Genomic DNA, 22,076 nt, shown 5'->3' with positions numbered 1-22,076 from the left:
CTTTGTATATCTTACTATTTCTTTACCCACATTCAATTGATTAATAAATAAAACATAAATTTAAAAAGTGCCAAGAATAAATCTCAGCACTTTTAATCTATATATCCAAAATATTTAACAGTTCATTTCTATAATCAGTAAATTCTTTGCTTGTTCTATTTCTAGGATAGTCAACTTCTATTGGAACTATCTCTTTGATCCTTCCTGGCCTTGGTTCCATGACTATAACTTTAGTTGACATATAAACAGCCTCATCAACATCATGAGTTACCATTATAGTCATATTCTTTTCTTCATCCCACAGTTTTAGTATCTCATCTTGCATGTTCATCCTTGTAAATGCATCCAAGGCACCAAGAGGCTCATCAAGAAGTAAGACTTCTGGCTTGTTTACCATAGTTCTGATTAATGAAATTCTTTGGGCCATGCCGCCTGATAAGTTAGATGGGTAAGAATTTTTGAAATCTAATAGACCCACTTTTTCTAACATTTGATCGATTGTCTTATCATCGACTTTTTCTTCACTTTTTAACTTAGCAGAAAATCCCACATTATCTTTTACGCTAAGCCATGGAAATAAAGTTGATTTTTGAAATACCATTCCCCTTCTACTTGAAGGACCTGTGATCTCTTCTCCATCTAGGTAAATATTTCCTGTAGTTGGAACTATAAGGCCAGCTATAAGTCTAAGTATTGTAGACTTTCCACATCCTGATGGACCAACTATACTTACAAACTCATTTTCCCTTAAGGAAAAATTGATGTCCTCAAGAGCTGTAGTTATAAATTCACTATCAGATCTTACGAATGATTTTGAAACATCTTTAAATTCTAATTTACTCATCTAATAGCTCCTCCATCTCTCCATCTTAAAGCTCTTTTGCTAATTTGTTTTATAATCATATTTACCAAAATAAAGGTAAGTGCAAGTAGAATTATAGCTCCATACATGGACGAATAATCAGCCCAAGAGCTTTTCCATGTTATATACCATCCAAGTCCACTTTCTACACCAAGCATTTCGGCAACGATTAGAGCATTACAAGCTGCAGACATACCAGCTATTAGTCCTTGGAAAATATTTGGTGTGGCTGATGGGATTGCAACCTTTTTTACTAGCTCTGTATTGGTTGCTCCTAGTGTTTGGGCAGCCTCATAATAAGCAGGCTCGACATTTCTCATACCTGTTATGGTAGCAAGTGTTGTTGAAAACCAAACACCTAGCCCTATTATAAATACTGCTCCTTGGAACAGATTTATAGCAATTACCATTACAACAGGTAGCCAGGTTGTTGTTGGTATAGGTCCAAGGATTTTTAAAAATGGATCTACCCAGTAGTTTACCTTATCAAAGTAACCTGCAAGTATACCAGTAATTATTCCAAGTACGCCACCTATGATATAGCCTGTGAATAAAAGTTTTAGTGAACTTATTACAGACTCAGCCAAAAATGCATCATCAGCCTTCATGGAATTAAATATCATATCTATCCATGGAAAATATGGTAAGGCAAGTTTTGACGTTTTTAAGGTCAAAATATCATAAATCATTAGCAAAACATATATAAATGTATATCTAGGTGCTTTATAAAGTAGTCGGTCTCTTAAATTCTCCTTCTTTATGGAAACTAGAAGAGCAATTACATAAATACTTGTAAGTATGGCCAGAAATCCTGGATACATATTAGTTTTTGCTAATCCAGAATTTTGTTCTGGTAAAAAGTAATATTCAATAATGGCTAGGATACCTGCAATTATTGGTAGAGCTAACCTAAATCTTTCATTAGTTTTATTTCTTGGCTTTGATTCAAGTTTAATTAACTCATCTTTTGTTAATCTTCCCTTTTCTTCTTTATTCGGTTTTTTTGGATTTAATTGATTATCTTTATCCATATACCTTCCTTAATTCTTTTTAACTACTTCAACTTCCCCGTTTCCAAGTGGTCTCCATAATTCTTTAACTAAATCATCTGTTGATCTATTTTTATCAATAAGATTTAATTCTTTGTAATCATCAAAGTAGCTACGAATAGTTTCTTCACCGTCAGCATTTGTAAGTGTGTAGTCATATGCTTTTAATAATTCTGTTGCTACTTCTGGATCTCCAGCTGCTAGGTTTTTATCTTGAAGTAATTTTACTGATTCTGCTGGGTTTTCTGCTGCATATTGGTTTCCTTTTTCAATAGCTTCTGCAACAAGTTCTGCAAGCATAGGGTTTTGTTCAACAAATTCTTTGTTAAAGGCAGTTACACAGCAAACTTCAGAACCAAAGTCTTCATCTGTTGTTAGAGATCTCACTGGTCTGATTTTTCCACTTTGTATGAATTCTTGAGCAAATTGGTCATCTAGAACTGCCCCTTGGATTTCTCCACTTTCAAGCGCTTGGATTACAGCAGCTGCATCAACTGGTTTTACTGTAACATCATCTGGATTTATATCATCGTGGATTAAAAATCTTAAAAGTGTATTGTGTCCACTATTTCCAATACCATTTGTTACAGCAACTGATTGGCCAACCATATCTTCTGTTGATTGGTATTTACTTTCATCTAGGACATATAGTGATTTACATCCTGAGTGAGAAGCAGTTGAGAATACATATTGTAGTCCCTTTGTAGCTGGAACGATCAGTGAACCAAACTCACCAGTCATAGCATCAAGTTGACCACTTGAAAGTGCATCTTTACCAGTTTTTGTATTTACAAATTCTACTTCTACACCATTTTCTTCAAAGTATCCATTAATTTCTGCAAGGTTTTGACCAGCTATACATAGGTCTCCATCAAAACCAATTTTAACTTTTGAACCATATCTTGGTTCTTCTTCTAGGCTAGCAGCCTTAGAAACATTTTGATCTTCGCTAACATTCGTATCTGATTTTTGGTCATTGCTTGCATTTTGATTTCCGCAAGCTGAAAGAGTCAATCCTCCAAGTAAAATGAAGGCTAAAAGTTTATTTTTTTTCACTATTATTCTCTCCTAATTTATTCATCACAACAGCTATGTTGTTCAATTTTACTCATATCAAAGTTCTCATCCATAAAATCAACCACTTCTAGGTCATCTGCCATGTGGCCATTATGGCCTATATAATTAACTTCAGTGGGGCTATTTGCATTAGTGTTGCTACATCCACTAAGTACAAAACTAAAAATTAAAGCTAGTAAATAAAACTTCTTTATATTTTTCACATCCTTCCTTTGTAGATTAATTTACATAAACAAATAAAAAGCCCGCCCCAAAAAAGGACGAGCTTATCGTGGTTCCACCTTAATTTATTTTAAGAAAAAATCTTAAAACCTCAATGTGCTTAACGGGCACTAGCGTTATAGCCTACTATAATTTCGGTATAAAACTCAAAGATGCACTTCCACAGACTTTCTATGATTTTTCTCAGCTAATAAATCTCTCTGTAATAGAAAAATTCTATGTACTCTCTCTTTTCGACGTTTTTATTTATGTACTAAAAAATATACACCATCAAAAATACAAAGTCAAGTATTTTTATAAATATATTTTATTTTTAAAATAATTTGATATTTTCCCGTTGTGATGTTTCTCTTTAGTTCTAAAAAAATACCTGGTATACTATAATTAAGTGAAATTTATAGAGGTGAATCATGGATTTACAAAATTATGATATTTCAATCATTTCTGACCCACATGTTTTAAGTAGTGATTTGATATCCAATAGCGAAAATTTTATTAAAGAAATAAAAATAGAAAGAAAACTAACAGTAGAAAGTGAAGACTTGTTCAAAGAAGCCCTATCAATGGTTGATAAGGCCAATAGCCAGTTTTTATTTTTGCCAGGCGATTTGGTAAAAGAAGGAGAATACAAATCCCATGAGTTTGTAAGAGAAAACTTGCTATCTTGGAAGAGTAAAAACAAAGATAGAGAAATCTTTCTAATTCCAGGCAATCACGATTTGAACAACCATAGGTCTTACGATTTTAAAAATAATAAGAAAACTAAAAATACCAATCCAAGAGAATTTTATGAACTATATAACTTTGTTTACGAAAACAAATATGTCCTAGAAATGTACAAGGATTCTACAATATTTCATAATTATTTGGATAAAATCAACAAAGAATACGAAAGAGAGGAAGAATATTCATACTACGCTCATGGATATTTTTCTTATCTAGCAAGGATTCCTAGCAGTAGAAATGATAGCACGGGCCTAAGCCTTATATGTGTAGATACTTCAATATATTCTGCAGATACAGAACAAAATCACAGGGATAATAGAGAAAATGTACCAGGATCTATTATTATTGAGCAAATGAAGTGGATTGTAGATAAAATTGATGAGGCAAAAAGTAGAAATGATCTAATTTTCGTCATGGCCCATCATGCCCTTATGCCAAACTTTAGAAATCAAGAGCTGGTATTCTCCCCTTTTATCATTAAAGAATGGAGAAGTAAGTATGAGTGTGATGACCCTAGAATCAATGGTAAGACTCCTATAGAAGTCCTTGCTGACAATGGTGTCAAATTTGTATTTACTGGCCACCTCCACGAAAATGGTACAGCTAAATATATTTCAGAGATGGGAAATGTTATATATGATATACAAACAGGTTCTACTGTTACCTACCCTCTCCCAATCAGGCATATAAAAGTCATAAACCAGGTTGCAGAAAAAAATGGCTATGAAGTTTATATAAAAACTGAACTAATCAAAGAATTTACCTATATGAATTTGCATGGCGAATACGAAATTATCAAAGATGCCATAAACTATACTCTAGGTAAGCAGCTGAGCCTAGAAGATGTTGTACACAACTACATTAGAATCCAGGCCAATAATCCTAGGTATAGCCACATAGATATACAAAGTGAGGCTTCAAGGCTTTTGTCAAATCGCTTAAATATGGATGTGCCTGAAAGAGGATATGTCAACGATATTATATTCCCAATGGTCAAAGACTATTTCCCTCTTGGTAATAAACGCGCTAGGGTCTTTGTTAAGAAAGTTAATGGCGAGTTTCAATTTCTTATAAGGGCAGCTGGCAATAATATTTATATTAAGGCCTCAAATTTGGAAGAATCAATAAATATAATCCTTGACCAAATAGAAAATAAAATCCTCATACCTTACAAAATAGTCCAAATCTTGGATACGATTATTCATAAAGTTTGGTCTATGCCTATTGATGATGATGGACATATTTTTTATGACTTTGTTAACTACATGTACCAATACAAACCAATCGGTGAGGACGAGAAACCAGCTTATATTAACAAAATGATTGATAACCTCAATAATCCAGACTACGATATCATAGGTATAGTTTTGGATTATGCAAGTGTAGAAATTAATCAAGTTTTTGATAGCTTTACCAGCTCTATCAAACTTGAAAAAGATGGAAGCAAGCAAAAATTCTTCGATAATTTGATCCAAACAGAGGGCTGGGCATCAAAGCTTACCTACAAGTATTTAAGATATCGAGTAGACAATCTAAGAGATCTCTTGGATTTCTTTTCAATGTTTTTGACTGGCAAGAAGGATATAAAAGGTGTAGATTTGGCCAAGAGAATTGTTAAACTTACAGCTGTAAGAAGAGCAAAGGAGAGTTTGTCTAACCAAATGTTTGGCCAAACAAGTCTAAGACAATTTGTTATAGGATTAGTAAATTCAATGAGTGATGAAATGGTTGAAATCTACCAAAATGAAGAATTAAATGAATTAGAAAAATACTTTAACTATGTAGTATATGACGATACAAAATAAGGTGATGTTGCAGAATAGATAAATCTATTCTGCTCATCACTTTTTTTCTTGTATATCTGTATCAAGCCATTAATTTTTATAGAGTTTTTTAAGATATGAGTGAACTTTTCCACATTTTTCTTAAAAATAGGGTCACTTAATAGAGCTTATGAAATTAATGTTTTTTTCTTAAGCAGCTTTGTATTTTATGATTTCTAAGTTTTTGTTTTCTATTTTGGATGCCAGTTTATTTAAGTTGAGCGCTATTGATAGAAGACATATTTCACTTATTATATTTGCTTTTCCTCTATGATGGAATCTGTTGTAGTCTAGCCCTGATTTTATTTTAGAAAATGCTCCCTCAGCTTGAATAGACCTGTTTAGTCTTTCTTCTATTCCTTGGTCGGATATTATGTTTTCTAATGATTCTTTCCTATATTTTTGGAATGTTTCTGATATGTAGATGCCTTTAGTTTTTTGTCCATCTTTGTTCCAGTCAAAACATCTATAGACTTTTGTGGTTGTTACATATCCATTTTTTCTTTTTCTATATCTGTCATTGCATCTTATGAATTCTTTACCTTCTTCTGATATGTATTTGTCTTGATTTTCATCATAGACTAGGCTTTTCCTGAATTCTTGTTCTTTTTTATATTTTCGTGTTTTTGATTGTTCATAGTTTGATGGCTTTATGTAGGATGTTAAGTTATTTTCTGCAAGATATACATAGTTTTCTTCGCTTTCATATCCTGCATCTTCTACTACTTTGTCTAGTTTGTTTGGGTAACTTTTTAGTAGTTTTGTTAAGAATGGCTTTAGCGTATACATATCAGATGGGTGATGGGATACATTTTCTCCTATGATGAAACCTGAGGCACTTGCTAGGTCCTCCACGAGCCGGACGGGCTAGTTCATTATATGCTGGCTTTAGTTGACCATTTCTCATGTGGTCTTCTTTCATTCTCATAAAGGTTGCATCATGGTCTGTTTTTGAGTAGGAGTTTCTGTAATCGCCCATTATTTCTAGATGTTTATGGTAAGTTTCTAGTTTGCTTTTCCAATCTTTTAGCATTTCATACTCACGCTGAAGCTGATGTTTTCTTTTGCCTTGTCCAAATACAAAGTTGATTTTCTTTTCTATGCATTCTTTACTAACTTGATTAAATACTATTTTTACTACTTCTAATACTTGGCTTGCAGTTAGGTCTTTGTTTAAATTGAAGTGTTTTATTATTCTCATCCTTAGTTTTTCTTGCCACTTTTCTATGCTTCCTCTCCATACAAAGCTATATCTATTGGCGTAGGCTTCTATTTTTGTTCCATCTATGTATATACTTGATAGGTCTATCTGATTTTCTTCTATTAATATTTGGACCATTTCATTTAGTAGATTGGGGGTTAGATTTATTATTTTTTGTCTAAATCTATTTATTGTTGAGTAATCTGGTGGAGTTTGTCCATCAAGAAGATATTTTATTCTTAGATCATATTTGCATGATTTTTCTATTTCTCTTGATGTAAATATTCCTTCAGAGTAGCAGAATATTATTATTTGAAGCATTGTTACTGGGTTAACAGTAGGTTTTCTTCCAAATGATGAGTAGACTTTCTTTATTTCTGTTAGGTCTATCCTTTCAATTATATTTTTTACAAGCCTTAGTTTTATGTCATCTTGGATGTATACTTCGGTGTTAAAATTTAATTTTAATTGAATTGTATCATCAACTAACGTAAAATTGGTTAGTGATGATGTATTGTTTTTAACGTTTATCATAAATACATTCTATCAGAAAAAGACGAGGATTTTTAGTTTCCTCGTCTTTTTTCTATGTTAGGACTTTTGCAACAGCCCCTTTTAAAGTATTTTTAATATCCACTGTCTTCCCCAAAAACTGGGTCTTGGGTAAAGTTTATCCCTAATTTTCTAAGCATTCTTTTTTCACTGTCATTTAAAATGACTGTGCTGTGTGCATCTAAACTTTTTAAATTTTTAATTTCTTCCATAGCCATATGAGTCAAAGGATTGGTTGTAGCTGAAATAGCTAGGGCTATGAGCATCTCATTTATCGATAATGACGGTTCAGTTTCTCCCAAGGACTTGGTCTTTAGGTTAGAAACAGGCTCAATAATATGTGGGCTTAAAAGTAGGATTTCATCATCAAGATTTCCTAGCTTTTTGAGGGCATTTAGTATACAAGCAGCAGGAGCTGTAAATAGTTTTGATTTTTTGCCCCTCATTATTCTTCCATCAGCTAACTCAATAGCAAAGGATTCTTTGCCAGTAATTTCCTCTTTTTCACGAGCTGCTAGTGCAACCCTCCTATCTTCTGCACTAATGTCAAGGTTTGACATTAGGGTTTGTATTTTTTCTACACAAGAATAAGATTCTTTAGCATATCTAACATCAACTAGCGAATTATAGTATCTCCTTACTATCTCTTCCTTGGATGCTTTTATGGCGGCCTCATTGTCAGTTATACAAAATCCTACCATATTGACACCCATATCTGTTGGAGATTTGTACGGTGTTTGCCCCATAATTTTTTCTAGCATCCTCTTTAAAACTGGGAAGGCCTCTACATCGCGATTGTAAGAAACTGCTAGTTTCCCATAGGCTTCTAGGTGATAAGGATCTATCATGTTTACATCGTTTAGGTTGGCAGTTGCTGCCTCATAAGCAATATTTACAGGATGCATAAGTCCAAGATTCCATATTGGGAAAGTTTCAAACTTTGCATAAGATGATCTTTTGCCTCTCTCATAGTCCAAATACATTAGAGAAAGTGCTGTGGCCATCTTCCCTGACCCAGGTCCTGGGCCTGTTATAACGACTAGGGGTCTGTTAGTTTCGACATAGTCATTTTTGCCAAAGCCATCTTTAGATAAAATATGGTCTATATCATTTGGGTAACCTTTGATATTATATGTCCTGTGGTGGGTTATTGAAAGATTATCCAAATACTTTTCATATCTTAGTACTTTTTCTCCATTATTAAACTGGGTAATCACAATGGAGTTTACTAAAAATCCCTTCTGTTCAAAGGCTTGCTTTAGCCTAATGGTTTCAGTATCATAAGAGATTTCGTTGTCTCCTCTGATTTTGTTACTTTCTATGTCATTGGCATTAATTGTTATAATAATTTCAGTTTTATCTTTGATGCTATCTAGCATTCTTAGCTTGGAATCTGGCAAAAATCCAGGCAAAACTCTTGATGCATGTCCATCGTCAAAGAGTTTTCCACCAAACTCTAGATACAATTTATCAAAGTGACTTATTCGTTCTAATATTTTTTCTGATTGAAGTTTTATGTATTTATCGTTGTCAAAGGCAATCTTTTTCATTTCTTCCTCCTAGCTTTCCTGTTATATTATACCAAAATTATATCAAAATAAAAAACCGGACCATGGTCCGATTAATCTTCTAATTTCTCGTAGCCAGGAGTCTTAAACTGCTTGCCATCTTTGTCAATCCATAAGACTTCAGCGTCAAATTCCTTAGCAACTTCCATTCCCTTCTCTAGGTCAACTGTAAATAAATATGTGCTTAGGGCATCTGCCAAAGCAATATCATTTTGAATTACAGTTACTGATCTAAAATAATCAGATGGGAAAAGTGTATCAGAATCAATGATATGGTGGTATCTCTTACCATCAACTTCATAGTATCTTTGATAGTCACCACTTGTCACAACTGCTGTATTATTCACAGCCACTACACTTGAATATGGATCTTCTGCTTCAAGTTCTGGGTTTTGGATAGCTATCCTCCATTTACCATTTTCTTTGTTTGGATTTTCGCCTATTATTGCATCATCTCCACCTACAGACAATATAGCTGTTGATACACGATTTTTTCTTAGGGCTTCTTCAACTTTTTTGGTTGCAAATCCCTTACCAATAGCACCAACATCTATAGACATTTCCGGATCTAAGATTTCTACAGTTGAATTTTCCTCATCAATTTTTATCTGGCTTATGTCACTATGGCTTGCTGCCTCTTCTAGTTGTTCTTTCGTAGGTACCCAAGTTTTTGAAGGATTGTCAAGTGACTCTTCCCTAGCATCATGCCACATTTTTATAACATTACCAAGGCCTATATTGATCTTGCCACCAGTCTTTTCATCAAAATCCAATGAGTATTCTATAAGCTCTATTATGGCAGGATCAACTTCTACAGGTCCTTTGCCAGCATTGTCATTGATGGTCTTTATATTGTTTACTCCCTCGAAATCGTAGTAAGAGTTGAACAATTCATGGTATTTTTCAAGTTCTGTTTCTAGGATGTCAGTATATTCTTTGAATTGTTCTTCACTTTCTGCATAGGCAGTAAATGATGTAACAGTATCAAAGTAGTTATAGTAAACCTTGTCAAACTTTTCTAACTTTGCTTTGTTTTCTTCTGTGCTAGTAGAATCGCCTACTTCAACTACAGGTTCTTTTACATTATCATTTGATTCATTATTCTGGCAAGAGCTAAGTCCTGCGATTAGAAATATGGATAAAAATATTCTTCTTAACTTCATAACTTGTCTATATTAATTGTCTCCATGTCCTTTGTTATGGTGATTTTTTCATCGTCTGCCCATAGCAACAAAATATAGGCCGCTATTTTTGACTTAAAATCATTGTATTCGCCTTCAAGTCCAAGATTATAGATTATATCTAGAAATTCTTCTGCTGGTGCAAATCCCTCGTACTCATCTATAATTTGGTCTCTTTCATGTCTATCTAATTTTTCTATAAATACAGATCTTGCTTTATCTTCATCAAAAGCATCAGCTCCAGGCATAAGAACATAATGGTCTATGTCGCTATCTATATCTATATAATTTTTTATAATATCATCTTCAGTTTCTCCTTGGTTAATACGGATAATATCAAGACTTTCAGTATTTAGCCACATACTTTTTAAGTATGAGTCCTCATCCATTATAGTCCATTTTTCCACTAACCAAGATAAATTAATTGGTTTGTTCATTTGCTCTTATCTCAAATATGGCAGCTTCATATTCCCAAAGCTCTAATTTGAGATTACTTCCTTTCTTAACTTCTATCTTTCTTAAATTACCTCTTGCTCCTCCATATTTCTGGTCAAAAGAATTAAGTCTCTCAATAAATATCAAGTCCTCATCATATGGGAATTCATATCCACCATGATAGAGATTAGCCATATTAAGTACAATTAAAAATCTCTTATCATCTGCTATCCTTTCAAAAGCAAAGACTGATGTATTTGTATCATCTACTATTATCCATCTAAATCCTGCTTGGTCATAATCATATTTGAAAAACGCATAATTTTCCTTATATAAGTAATTTAGATCTCTCAAATATCTATTAAAATCATCATGTTTTGGATAGAATAGAATGTCCCAGTTTATGCTTGCATTTTCGTTCCATTCGTCAAATGTAGCAATTTCATTTCCCATAAAGTTTAAAATCTTGCCAGGATGAGCCATTTGATAAGTATATAAAACTTTAAGCTCTTTGAATTTATCTTCATACGAACCACTCATTTTGTTTACCATAGCACCCTTAAGGTGAACTACTTCGTCATGGCTAAGTGGCAACATAAATTTCTCATTGTAAAAATAAAACATTGAAAATGTTATTTTCGAATGGTGTTGGCTTCTATTGTAGGAATCTACCTTAAAATACTTAGTGGTATCATTCATCCAACCTAAGTCCCATTTGTAGTCAAATCCAAGGCCATCTTCATCAACAGGACTTGTAACCTTTGGATATGCTGATGAGTCCTCTGCAATAATCATAACATCTGGAAAAGAATTTTGTAAATCCTTATTTGCATCCTTGATGAAATTTATATTGTCATAGTGAACGCCACGATTTTCATTACCATTATAATAAATCATATAGGAAACTGCATCGACTCTAATCCCATCAATGTGAAAGTTTTCAATCCAATAGGCAAAGGATGATTTCATAAAAGATTTTACATGTCCTTTGGAATAGTCAAAATTGATTGATCCCCACTCAGAGTAAGTTAGACCATCATAAGGTGATTCATAAAGGTGGGTCCCATCAAAGGTCTTTAATCCATAGTAATCATTGGCAAAATGAACTGCCACTAGGTCTAATATAACTCCTATTCCATTTTGATGAAGGAGGTCGACGAATTTCTTAAAATCTACTGGCCTACCATACCTAGCACTTGTGGCAAAAAATCCTGTCGATTGATAGCCCCAAGATGGATAAAAAGGATATTCAGTTACTGGCATTATCTCTACATGAGTATAATTCATCTTTTTGACATGGTCGATTAGCCTATCAACTATATCAAGAAAGTTTACATTTCCACCATATCTTAACCAAGAACCAATATGAAGTTCATATATATTTAATGCCTTATCAAAATTCTTATCTCTTTTTTCTATAAAATCTGAATCATTAAAATCATATGAATCTTGAGTGATAAGTGTTGCAAAGTCACCCTCATAATCCATGGCCTTACCAAAAGGATCGGCATGATAGACCCAGTTTCCATCCTTTACAACTGCATATTTATAATAATCTCCTACTTTTGCAGGAAGTTTTATGAAAAAATATCCTAAATTGACGTTTTTTGTCATATTGACATTTTCCCAATTTGTGAAATCACCTTGAATATATACTGCGTCCGCATTAGGCGCATAGACTCTAAAGATATACCCGCCATCACTAGCTAAGGCTCCCCATATTTCATGACCCTTATGAGAATCGCCTGCTATATATGATTTTATAGCATCAAATTCTGTATCAATTAAACTTACTTGCATATCTAGCTCTCGATCATATCGGAAATATGCTTAATTAAAATCTCTATTCCTTTGGAGTTTTTTGCCCCTCTTGGAATTATAATATCGGCATATTTCTTTGTAGGCTCTACGTATTTTTCATGCATTGGCTTTACTTGTTTTATATACTGTTCCAAAACAGATTCTAGGCTTCTGCCACGTTCTTTTGTATCGCGTAGGATTCTTCTTTGTAATCTTACGTCACTATCGGCATCTATAAAAACTTTAGTATCTGTGATATCCCTGATTTTCTTATCTTCCAAAACTAAGATGCCCTCAATTAGTATGATCTTACTAGGGCTTATCCTTGTAGTTTCCTTGCTTCTAGTGTGGATAGTGTAGTCATATCTTGGCATATCAATAGACTTACCATCTTGAAGTTTTAATAAATCCTCATAAAAAAGTTCATTATCAAAGGCACCAGGATAATCGTAGTTTAGCTTACTTCTCTGGTCAAAAGACATATCATCGTGGGCCTTATAGTAATTATCATGGCCTATAACAATAAGGTCATCCTCAAAAGTCTCACCAATTTGCTTAACTATTGAGGATTTTCCCGAAGCAGATCCACCAGCTACTGCTATGATTTTGATACCTGTCATAATTTAATCTCGTTTATAATATTTCCATCTAAATATTCATATATATTGTTAAATACAATTTCAGCTCTATTTTCCATAGCTTCTTCTGTATAATAAGCTATATGGTTTGTTAAAATACAATTTTTAGCATTTCTAAGTGGATAGTCTTCTGGAAGAGGTGGTTCCATATCAAATACATCTATGCCAGCGCGAAGTTTTTCTTCGTTTAGTAATTGTGCCAAATAATCATTGTCCACTACTGGTCCCCTAGCACAGTTAATTAAAATCGCATTTTCTTTCATTTTGTCAAGCTTATCTTTATCTAAGAAATTTTTAGTATCTTTATTATTAGGAATGTGAAGTGATACTATGTCAGATTCTTCTAAAAGTGTATCCAGATCAACATATTTGACACCCATATCCTTTACTTCTTGTTTTTCAGTTCTAGAATATGCTAGAATTTCGCATCCAAAAACTTGTAAGAGTTCTATTAATTTGATTCCTATATTGCCTGTACCAATAACACCAAATTTTTTGCCCTTTAGGGTTTGTCCAAGTAATTTATGGCTGGTATTATCAAAAATGTTTTCACGATTTTCGTTAAATTTTCTCAAAACTCCTATAGCAAGACCTATTACAAGCTCTGCTACAGAATCATCAGAATATCCACTAGCATTTAATAAAGTGATTCCATTTTTCTTGATAGCATCCAAATCTACGTGATCAACACCTGTAAATGCTACATCTACCAATTCCAAATTAGGACAAGCATCTATTACTTTTGCACTAAGTGGTTTGTTTGTAATGATAGCAATGTCAGAATCTTTTAATCTTTCTATGATTTCGTCATCATCTTTTGCAAGATCATCATAAAAAACAAATTCGTGACCTATTTCTTCAAGTTTTTCCTTATTATTTAAAATAGTTTCTTCGCTAACTTCTAAGGGATTTAACAATGTAATTTTCATTTCGTCCTCCTAAATTTCTTAATGTAACTATACTCGAAATCCATACATAAATTAAGATAAAATTCAAAAAATAAAGTTTAATCGACTTTACCCATTTTTTTCTTTTCCTTAGATCTTTTTCTAAGCATTTTAAAGAAAGTCTGGAGTTCAAATAGGCATTCTTTTTCCAACAAACCAAACTCAGCATCCAAGAAATGTAGTTGGCTCCTATCTCCTGTGATATTGGTATTAGAACCACAAGCACCTCTTTTGTAATCTGGTATACCTATTACAAGCCTACCTATCCTAGAATTGATAATTGCCCCAGCGCACATTGAGCATGGCTCCATGGTGACATACATAGTAGTATCTTCCAACCTAAAATCACCAAAATACTCATTTGCCTCCTTTATAGCAATAAGCTCCGCATGGAATAGGGCAGACTTACCCTTGTAGGTGAAATTGTGTCCACGGCCAATAATTTTTCCCTCATAAACAATCACACAACCTACAGGCACTTCCTCAACAAAACGAGCAAGGCGCGCCTCATATAAGGCCTCATTCATATAAAATTTATCAATATCAGAAAAAGAAATATTATCCATAAAAACTCCAAAAAAGCAATAAAAAAGGATGATAAAAATATCATCCAAAAAAGTGGTGTTCCAGAGAGGATTCGAACCTCCGACACCCGCCTTAGGAGGGCGGTGCTCTATCCAGCTGAGCTACTGAAACAGATAACTGGCCTGTCTGGCCAATAGAAGACCCGTGCCACTAGCACGGAATACCGCAACGAAGTGAGGACTTATCAAAAACGTCGTAGACTCATTTTTACTAGGCCGTGCGCCTCTTAGAGCACCCGTGATACAATCACGGAATACCGCAACGAAGTGAAGGCCCATCATAAAAGCCTAAGACTAATTTAAAATCTAATCAGCTTCATTGGAGGTCCTTTGCTATCGAGGACCTCGTGTAAACTAACTTAAATTATATCACAAGTATTTTTATCTTGCAATCAAAACTTTGAGCAAGAAATCTGCTGAATCTTGAAGAGACCTTACTATTCTTGAAAAAAGTGATGCTTCTTCTAGGTTAGATGGTGATATTAGGGAAACATCATATTCCTTATCTTCATAACTTACATTAGCATTTCCTAAGACTTGGCCAGATTTTATTGGTGCTTTTATATTTTCTTGTAGTTTTGTTTTTACCGCTGGGCTTTCTCCAGTCTTTACAATCATTTCTACATTTTGATTTGGATATAGGTCAACGTAGCCTTGTTTGGCTGTGTTTACCTTAAGTGAATCGTAAGCAACATTGGTATCAAGAACTTTGACCTTATCGTAATATCTTGATACATAATAAATCAAATCACTCATAGCCTTATCTCTAGTATCTTTTTGATCTGCACCAAGCACAACAGCAATTGTCCTAAAGTCATCTTTGCCGTCAATCTCTTTCATATCAACTGTAGACACTAAGCAATATCCTGCTTCTTCTGTACTTCCTGTCTTTAGGCCATCCACTCCTGGTATTTCGCCAACCAATGGAATAGTGCTATCTACATCTATGTCTCGTCTCTTATCTTCAATTTTTCTAACTTTGCTATATTCCAATACTTCAGGATATTTGTCTATTATATACTTGCTTAATACATACAAATCTTTTGCTGAAGATGAGTTTTGGTTGCCAGATTCTGTTTGGACTCCACTTGCATTGTAATAAACCTGGCTATCCAAACCTAATTCTCCAGATTTCATATTCATCAATCTTGCAAATTCGCTTTCTGAATCAGAAACGGTAATTGCTAGCTGATATGCACAGTCATTACCACTTACTACCATTAGACCTTGAAGAAGCTCTTCTATTGTATAAACTTCTCCTTCATCTAAGCCTAGGTAAGAGTATTCCCAGCTATGAAATTTTGCAGCCTCTTTGTCAACAGTAACTTCTTGATTTAGGGATAGCTTGCCTTCATCTATCTTTTCTTTAACTATCAAGTAAGTCATTAGTTTGCTTAATGATGCCATTGGATATGGAGTAGATGAATTTTTTTCATAGTATATATCTCCATTTTCCGCATTACCGATAATGTAGGCTCTGACGTTATCATCCAGTCCAACAACTTGGCTTTGGTTTGCTGCAAGAGCATTTATTGGAAATAAGAAGATTAATAGCACTATAATTATTGATGATATTTTGTTTTTTCTCATAGCTTTCTCCTAATTTATAAATGATTCTAGCTTTTTGTAATTTTTTCTAAGTACTTTTAGTGTTTCTACGTCAATTTCTTTTGGATACGCGTATCCTAAGTCCTTACATATTTCCATAGCAATCTTTCTAAATAGTACACAAGCTTTAAACAAGGAAAAATATATATCCATCAAGTCATCATGGCTAAATGTCAAAAGATAATTTTCTTTTATGTCATATTCCAAGGTATTAATCAAGTTTTGCCCATCATCTCCCATGGAAAGCTTATAGGCATATTTGTTTTTGACATAAAAATCAACCATACTTGTTAGATATTTCCTAACTTCTTCTAGTTTCAAACTAGATGCAATCGGATCTTTTTCATCTATAAAAAGTGATGTTTCATAGGCTGAAGCAAAGAAGTTTTTTATAGTTGACATTAGCTCGTACTCCTTTGGCTTTTGATAGCTAAAGTCATTACTAACTTCAAGCTTATAAAAGCCTGGTTTACTGTACAAAACTTTTATCTGACCAGGAACGCTTTTTATAAACGCATCTACAAAATCTTCTGAAATTATTGATTCTGTTAGCTTTAAATTATTTGATGTGTAAATATTTAAGCTAGTATAATTAAAATTATCCTTATCAAAAGTAAACTCATTTTTTTGCCTATTAAGCAATATAACATCGTCAAAAATCTGGACTAATTCATCTTCCATTTTTCCAACTATAACTTCATTTACAATAGTATAAATGTGTATGAATGAATCATAAGAATTATCTTCTATATAGTAAATAGCTTCTATAGATTCATTATTTTTAGCATAGTTAATGATTTTATTACTTATCTCTTTATTCATCTTTATCTAAGCCTTCTATAAAGTTTTTAAGAAGTTTTGCAGTAAGGCCCCAGATCACTGGGCTTGTGTCATAAAAATACATATCATGATACAAGGAGGTAAAGTTATAATCTTTACCATTTGGGATTTTATCAAAAGGAAAGTCGCTAGGAAATTCCATTTTGTAAGGAGCCCTATACATTATAGGCTCATTACTCTTTAGAAAGTCAACATCAACTGCAAAAACAGATTCTACTTCTTCATTATACTTTATTTCTTCCATTTTTTTATTAATCCTACCATAAAAAGCTTTGACATGCCTATATGAAGAAGTTAAAATCATTGAAGAATATCCATCAAGGATTATATCCTCTCTATTAAGAAGCAACTCTTCCATAGTTTCTCTTATAGCAGCATCTTCAAAGCTATCACCAGCTTCTACTCTTCCTCCCGGAAAGCTAACCTCTCCCGGTTGGGAAATATGCTTACTACGTACTTCCAAGAGTATGTGGTCTTTGCCTTCTATCTTAATAATAGGTATAAAAACAGCGTAATTCTTTATTTTTTCATAAAACTCGTCATCGACTAATAATGATTTCATATCTACCTCTTAGTTAAATAATATTAAAATAATGTTTAATAGTCAAATTTTGAGGTATAATACTAAAGAAATTATGATAAATATTTTTAAAGGAGTTTATATGTGGAAAGAATTTAAACAATTTATTCAAAAAGGCAACGTCCTTGACATGGCAGTTGGTATCATCATGGGTACTGCATTTACTGCAATTGTCAACTCATTAGTGGAAGATTTATTAATGCCAATTATTACTGGCCTTACTGCAGGAGTTGATTTTGAGGACTTAGTTGTTAATGTTGGTGGAGCTACATTAAAATTCGGTAACTTAATCAACGCCATTATAACATTCTTAATTGTAGCATTTGTTCTATTTTCTATACTTAAATCAATGAATAAGATAGAACCAGTTTCTGACGAGCCAACTACAAAAGAATGTCCATTCTGTAAATCAGAAATTGCAATTGATGCAACAAGATGTCCAAATTGTACAAGTGAACTTGAAGGTTACCACAACGAACACGCTCACGTTCATACAAACTAATTTATTAATTTAGAGCCACAAATGTGGTTCTTTTTTTTGCTAATTTTCCTTGACAATAATCATTTACCTGTTATAATTTAAGTATAAGTACTTAGTTACTCAAGTAACTAAGTGATAAGGAGTGCATATGGATGGATACTAACAAACTAATATTTGAACAAGTAGCAGAAATTGTAGAAAATCAAATCTTAGATGGTTACTTAAAAGCAGATGACCAGTCCCCTTCCACAACTGAGTTTGCTAATGTTTATTCTATAAACCCAGCAACAGCAAGAAAGGGACTCAATATTCTGGTTGATGAAGGAATACTATACAAAAGGCGAGGCATGGGAATGTTTGTAACTCAAGATGCAAAAAAAATTATTATAAGAAAAAGGAAAGATGCATACATAAGTAATATTTTGCCAGATTTAATAAAAAATATGACTATGTTAGGAATTACCAAAGAAGAATTGATAATAGAAATTGAGAAGCTTTACAAAAAGGATGGAAATGATGATTAAATTAGAAAAAGTAAGTAAGTCTTATGGCAATAATATTGTTCTTGATAATATCAACTTAAGTCTAGAGGATAATAAAATTTATGGACTTATAGGCAGAAATGGTGTTGGAAAGACGACACTTATGAAGATCTTATCTGATCAAATAATAAACTACCAAGGGGAGGCTTTTGTTGATGGATCAAATATAAAAAATGATAAGACTTTTAAAGAAAATTTGGTAATCATTAGCGACGGTTTTATATCTGATATGCAACAGGCAAGCAAATTAAAAACTCTAACATCAACTATTAAGATCCTCGCCCCTAAGTTCAATCAAAAAAGATATGATGAGCTGATGGATATCTTTATGCTAAATGAAAAGACCAGATATAACAAATTATCCTATGGTAATCAAGGACTTTATAGGAGTATTATTGGTCTTTCTACTGGCGCAAAAATAATTTTCTTAGATGAGCCAGCAAATGGTCTAGATGAAATTAATAGAGATATCTTTTACAAAAAAATTATAGAATACCAAGAACAAGACAAATCTTTGATTATGGTTTCATCACACATACTCTCAGACATAGAAAGGGTTGTTACAGATATAATCTTTCTAAAAGATTCAAAAGTAGCATTAAACGAATCCGTTGAATCCATAGAAGAAAAGGCTTATATGATTACTATTGATGAAGACCATTTAAAATACTTAGAGAATAAAAATATTTTATCTTATAAAAAAGTTGGTAAGCAATTGGTAGTTATGGTTTATGATGACTTTACAAGTGAAGAACTAGAAAGATTAAATGCAAGAGTAGATCGTATGAACTTACAAGAACTATTTAGAGCATTTAACAAGGAGGCATAAGATGAACGGAATTATTAGGGTATTAAAAGCAGAAATAAAAGAAAACTCAGAAAACCTTGCTGGTGCCATAATAGGACTTATGATAGGAGTGGGTTTCTTATCAATATTTTTAGCAAAAACGGTAATGGCAGAAGAAGGTATTTCATTCCCAGAGTTTCTTAAAATAATTATAGTAGTAATGATACTTTTTGTAGTGTGCGTCATTTTGGCTATCGGAGAGGCCCAATCACTTGGTGAAACTTTTCCTCTAGCAAGTAAGTTAGGTAACAAAAGATCTGATATAGCTTTAGGGCTTATTTTAAAAGATATACTTATATTAATTCTATCAGGCATATTAATGTATCTAGTGCCTAAATTTCTCTTATCAAGTGTCAGTGATAAAATCCTAGGAGCATTCGGTAAGATTATGAGTCCTAGCTTTATTATAAACTTTGTCCTTGGCATATCTTCTATATCTTTAATTAGTGGATCTATTGCCTACATATTTAAAGTGGAGCCAATTATTGGTTCTACCTTTGGAATTATCTTTGCCTTTGCCCTATTTCTAAATGGAAACATTATGAATATATCTTTTATAAGTAATATGTACTTAGTAATAGCTCTTTTCCTAGTAGGTCAAATTCTTAGATTTTATATTATTAATAAGTTGGATGCTAGATTTTAGGCAATTTAAAAGAGATGAAAATAATCATCTCTCAGACTGTAGACAAAGTAGATGAAAAGTAGAGATTCATCTACTTTTTTTATGCGGCAAACGCTTAAATCTAGCCATCTTAGGGTATAAACATACTAAAGATGGAGGAAGATATACTAAATAAAAATGAAAAAAATAATACTGAGCAAGTTCAAATGGTGTCAGTAGAACAGCTAGTCCCAAAAGATCACATATTAAGAAAAATAGATAAATACATAGACTTTAACTTCATATACGACCTAGTAGAAAATAAATACTCACAAACAACAGGCAGACCAAGTATAGACCCAGTAGTACTAATAAAACTTGTAATCCTACAATACTTCTTCAACATAAACAGCATGAGGCAAACGATAAGAGAAGTAGAAGTAAACATAGCTTATCGTTGGTACTTAGGACTTGACTTCTACGATAAAGTCCCACACTTCTCAACCTTCGGAAAAAACTATGAAAGAAGATTTAAAAATAAAGACATATTCAATCAAATATTTGAAAACATACTAGAACAAGCAATGAGCTATGGATTCGTAGACACCAAAATACAATTTGTAGACTCAACCCATGTAAAAGCCCACGCCAACAGACATAAAAACCAAAAATTAAAAATAAAGAAAAAAGTAAAATCATATCAAAGGAAATTAGAAAAAGAAGTAAACGAAGACAGAAACAACAATGGCAAAGATGACTTTGATTACCCAGCTGGTGAAAAACTAGAAGAAAAAGAAATCAGCCAATCAACAACAGATCCAGAAAGTGGACTATTCCATAAAGGAAACCATAAAGAAGTATACGCCTAATCAATTCAAACATCATGTGACAAAAATGGATGGATCTTAGGATACAAATCCTACCCAGGAAACCTACACGACACCACAAGCTTCCCATCATTCTTCAAAGAAAAACTAGAAAAATATAAGCCAGAAAAAATAGTAATGGACGCAGGATACAAAATACCATCAATAGCAAAAGACCTAGTAGAAAAAGGAATAATGTCAGTCTTACCATATACAAAACCCAAAACAATATAAATATGACCAAACAAACGACTGCTACATATGCCCAGAAAAAAAATCCTCCTTTACTCAACAACCAACCGTGAAGGCTACAGAATATATCAAAGCAAGAAAAGTTTATGTGAAAACTGTCCATCTTTAAGTAAATGTACAAAAAGTAAAAGCAAGGTAAAAATAATAACCAGGCATATCTAGCAAGAATACATAGACTATTGCGAATGGTATAGATTAACCAAAGAGGGAAAATCAGAATACAAGCAAAGAAAAGAAACAATAGAAAGACAATTCGGAAGTGCAAAAGAATACCATAGCTTCAGATATACAAACATGATAGGAAAAGCAAAAATGAGTATGAAACACCACTAACTTTTGCATGCCTAAATATGAAAAAACTAGCAAAATTACTAGATAGAGTAGATAAAAATAGAGGCGATACTCCTCCATCTACCGAAGGAATTGCATCACTATTTGAAAAAATAATATATTTTAGAATAAATATAGAAAAAGCGTCGACAAATCGTATTTATGAAGTGGGTTTCGTCGACGCTATGAACGGGTCTGTAAATAATTTTGTGTATCAACCTAAATCCTGATAAAAGGGTAAGGGTTGATACATTTTTTATGTATCATTGTTTGTCCATTCCTATAGGAATGGCGTTTGTCTTAATTTTACACAACTTTAATAAACTGTCAAATTTTCATGAAAATTTACAGCCGATTTCATGCTAAATTTTTAGCTTGATTAAAACCTCCCTTCAAAATATATTGATAATTGGGATAAGATTTGATCCCAGCCTCGTATTGTAAATGTCAAGCGAAAAATG

The 22,076-nt window shown here is 32.9% G+C and carries 21 protein-coding genes, 1 tRNA gene, 1 pseudogene and 1 other annotated feature; of the genes and pseudogenes, 6 read left to right on the top strand and 17 right to left on the bottom strand.

Annotated elements, in window-relative coordinates:
• Positions 1 to 97 precede the first annotated feature (97 nt).
• From BQ7474_RS02995 to BQ7474_RS02980, 4 genes are read right to left on the bottom strand one after another with little or no spacing between them, the layout of a single operon-like run.
• Entirely contained in the window at positions 98 to 844 is a 747-nt protein-coding gene (locus BQ7474_RS02995; RefSeq protein WP_073997541.1) for an ABC transporter ATP-binding protein, read from the bottom strand.
• Complete coding sequence (locus BQ7474_RS02990) at positions 841 to 1,893, bottom strand: ABC transporter permease (protein WP_082187870.1); 1,053 nt, start codon at positions 1,891 to 1,893, stop codon at positions 841 to 843. The genes BQ7474_RS02995 and BQ7474_RS02990 overlap by 4 nt, the downstream gene beginning before the upstream one ends.
• A 9-nt stretch (positions 1,894 to 1,902) precedes the next feature.
• Entirely contained in the window at positions 1,903 to 2,967 is a 1,065-nt protein-coding gene (locus tag BQ7474_RS02985; RefSeq protein WP_073997540.1) for an ABC transporter substrate-binding protein, read from the bottom strand.
• A gap of 17 nt (positions 2,968 to 2,984) precedes the next feature.
• The gene (locus BQ7474_RS02980) at positions 2,985 to 3,191 is read right to left on the bottom strand and encodes a hypothetical protein (RefSeq protein ID WP_073997539.1); all 207 of its coding nucleotides are present in this window, start codon (positions 3,189 to 3,191) and stop codon (positions 2,985 to 2,987) included.
• Positions 3,192 to 3,241: 50 nt separating this feature from the next.
• Positions 3,242 to 3,456, bottom strand: a binding site (T-box leader).
• 164 nt (positions 3,457 to 3,620) lie between these two features.
• Between BQ7474_RS02980 and BQ7474_RS02975 the strand changes: the two genes are divergently transcribed.
• Complete coding sequence (locus BQ7474_RS02975) at positions 3,621 to 5,741, top strand: metallophosphoesterase family protein (RefSeq protein WP_073997538.1); 2,121 nt, start codon at positions 3,621 to 3,623, stop codon at positions 5,739 to 5,741.
• A 168-nt stretch (positions 5,742 to 5,909) separates the two neighbouring features.
• Here the strand turns inward: BQ7474_RS02975 and BQ7474_RS10735 are convergent, their stop codons facing one another.
• From BQ7474_RS10735 to BQ7474_RS02915, 13 genes are all read right to left on the bottom strand, one after another.
• Positions 5,910 to 6,548, bottom strand: coding sequence for a transposase (locus BQ7474_RS10735; RefSeq protein ID WP_218188973.1), 639 nt, complete (start codon positions 6,546 to 6,548; stop codon positions 5,910 to 5,912).
• A 1-nt stretch (position 6,549) separates the two neighbouring features.
• Positions 6,550 to 7,494 carry a transposase gene (locus BQ7474_RS10730; RefSeq protein WP_218188972.1) on the bottom strand — a complete coding sequence of 315 codons (945 nt, stop codon included), beginning with the start codon at positions 7,492 to 7,494 and terminating at the stop codon, positions 6,550 to 6,552.
• A gap of 92 nt (positions 7,495 to 7,586) precedes the next feature.
• Positions 7,587 to 9,062: a DUF1846 domain-containing protein gene (locus BQ7474_RS02965; RefSeq protein WP_073997537.1), complete on the bottom strand. Its 1,476-nt coding sequence runs from the start codon at positions 9,060 to 9,062 to the stop codon at positions 7,587 to 7,589.
• 71 nt (positions 9,063 to 9,133) lie between these two features.
• On the bottom strand, positions 9,134 to 10,243 hold the full coding sequence (locus BQ7474_RS02960) for an FAD:protein FMN transferase (RefSeq protein WP_082187869.1): 1,110 nt from the start codon (positions 10,241 to 10,243) through the stop codon (positions 9,134 to 9,136).
• A complete protein-coding gene (locus BQ7474_RS02955; protein ID WP_073997536.1) occupies positions 10,240 to 10,698 on the bottom strand; it encodes an acyl carrier protein in 459 nt (152 codons plus the stop codon). The genes BQ7474_RS02960 and BQ7474_RS02955 overlap by 4 nt, the downstream gene beginning before the upstream one ends.
• The gene (glgB, locus tag BQ7474_RS02950; RefSeq protein ID WP_073997535.1) at positions 10,682 to 12,496 is read right to left on the bottom strand and encodes a 1,4-alpha-glucan branching protein GlgB; all 1,815 of its coding nucleotides are present in this window, start codon (positions 12,494 to 12,496) and stop codon (positions 10,682 to 10,684) included. Before glgB ends, BQ7474_RS02955 begins: the two co-directional genes overlap by 17 nt.
• A gap of 2 nt (positions 12,497 to 12,498) precedes the next feature.
• Positions 12,499 to 13,116 (bottom strand): uridine kinase, encoded by a 618-nt coding sequence (gene udk, locus BQ7474_RS02945; RefSeq protein WP_073997534.1) that lies wholly within the window; start codon positions 13,114 to 13,116, stop codon positions 12,499 to 12,501.
• A complete protein-coding gene (locus tag BQ7474_RS02940; protein WP_073997533.1) occupies positions 13,113 to 14,063 on the bottom strand; it encodes an NAD(P)-dependent oxidoreductase in 951 nt (316 codons plus the stop codon). Before BQ7474_RS02940 ends, udk begins: the two co-directional genes overlap by 4 nt.
• Before the next feature lie 77 nt (positions 14,064 to 14,140).
• Positions 14,141 to 14,647 (bottom strand): nucleoside deaminase, encoded by a 507-nt coding sequence (locus BQ7474_RS02935; RefSeq protein ID WP_073997532.1) that lies wholly within the window; start codon positions 14,645 to 14,647, stop codon positions 14,141 to 14,143.
• Between the two features lie 53 nt (positions 14,648 to 14,700).
• A tRNA-Arg gene (locus BQ7474_RS02930) sits at positions 14,701 to 14,777 on the bottom strand.
• A 269-nt stretch (positions 14,778 to 15,046) separates the two neighbouring features.
• Entirely contained in the window at positions 15,047 to 16,255 is a 1,209-nt protein-coding gene (locus BQ7474_RS02925) for a D-alanyl-D-alanine carboxypeptidase family protein (protein WP_073997531.1), read from the bottom strand.
• Positions 16,256 to 16,264: 9 nt separating this feature from the next.
• Positions 16,265 to 17,095, bottom strand: coding sequence for an aminoglycoside 6-adenylyltransferase (locus BQ7474_RS02920; RefSeq protein ID WP_073997530.1), 831 nt, complete (start codon positions 17,093 to 17,095; stop codon positions 16,265 to 16,267).
• The gene (locus BQ7474_RS02915; protein WP_073997529.1) at positions 17,088 to 17,675 is read right to left on the bottom strand and encodes an NUDIX hydrolase; all 588 of its coding nucleotides are present in this window, start codon (positions 17,673 to 17,675) and stop codon (positions 17,088 to 17,090) included. Before BQ7474_RS02915 ends, BQ7474_RS02920 begins: the two co-directional genes overlap by 8 nt.
• A 100-nt stretch (positions 17,676 to 17,775) precedes the next feature.
• Between BQ7474_RS02915 and mscL the strand changes: the two genes are divergently transcribed.
• The 5 genes and pseudogenes from mscL to BQ7474_RS02890 all read left to right on the top strand — a co-directional run bounded on the left by mscL (position 17,776) and on the right by BQ7474_RS02890 (position 21,845).
• Positions 17,776 to 18,195, top strand: coding sequence for a large conductance mechanosensitive channel protein MscL (gene mscL, locus BQ7474_RS02910; protein ID WP_073997528.1), 420 nt, complete (start codon positions 17,776 to 17,778; stop codon positions 18,193 to 18,195).
• A 131-nt stretch (positions 18,196 to 18,326) separates the two neighbouring features.
• Positions 18,327 to 18,698 (top strand): GntR family transcriptional regulator, encoded by a 372-nt coding sequence (locus BQ7474_RS02905; RefSeq protein ID WP_073997527.1) that lies wholly within the window; start codon positions 18,327 to 18,329, stop codon positions 18,696 to 18,698.
• Complete coding sequence (locus BQ7474_RS02900; RefSeq protein WP_073997526.1) at positions 18,691 to 19,545, top strand: ATP-binding cassette domain-containing protein; 855 nt, start codon at positions 18,691 to 18,693, stop codon at positions 19,543 to 19,545. The genes BQ7474_RS02905 and BQ7474_RS02900 overlap by 8 nt, the downstream gene beginning before the upstream one ends.
• A gap of 1 nt (position 19,546) precedes the next feature.
• Entirely contained in the window at positions 19,547 to 20,209 is a 663-nt protein-coding gene (locus BQ7474_RS02895; RefSeq protein ID WP_073997525.1) for a hypothetical protein, read from the top strand.
• Between the two features lie 143 nt (positions 20,210 to 20,352).
• Positions 20,353 to 21,845 (top strand): annotated as a pseudogene (locus BQ7474_RS02890) (IS1182 family transposase).
• Positions 21,846 to 22,076 lie beyond the last annotated feature (231 nt).

This window comes from Anaerococcus urinomassiliensis (genome assembly GCF_900128425.1).
GTDB lineage: Bacteria > Bacillota > Clostridia > Tissierellales > Peptoniphilaceae > Anaerococcus > Anaerococcus urinomassiliensis.
Note: the sequence above shows the minus strand (reverse complement) of the source record. Positions and strands in the feature narration are given on the sequence as shown.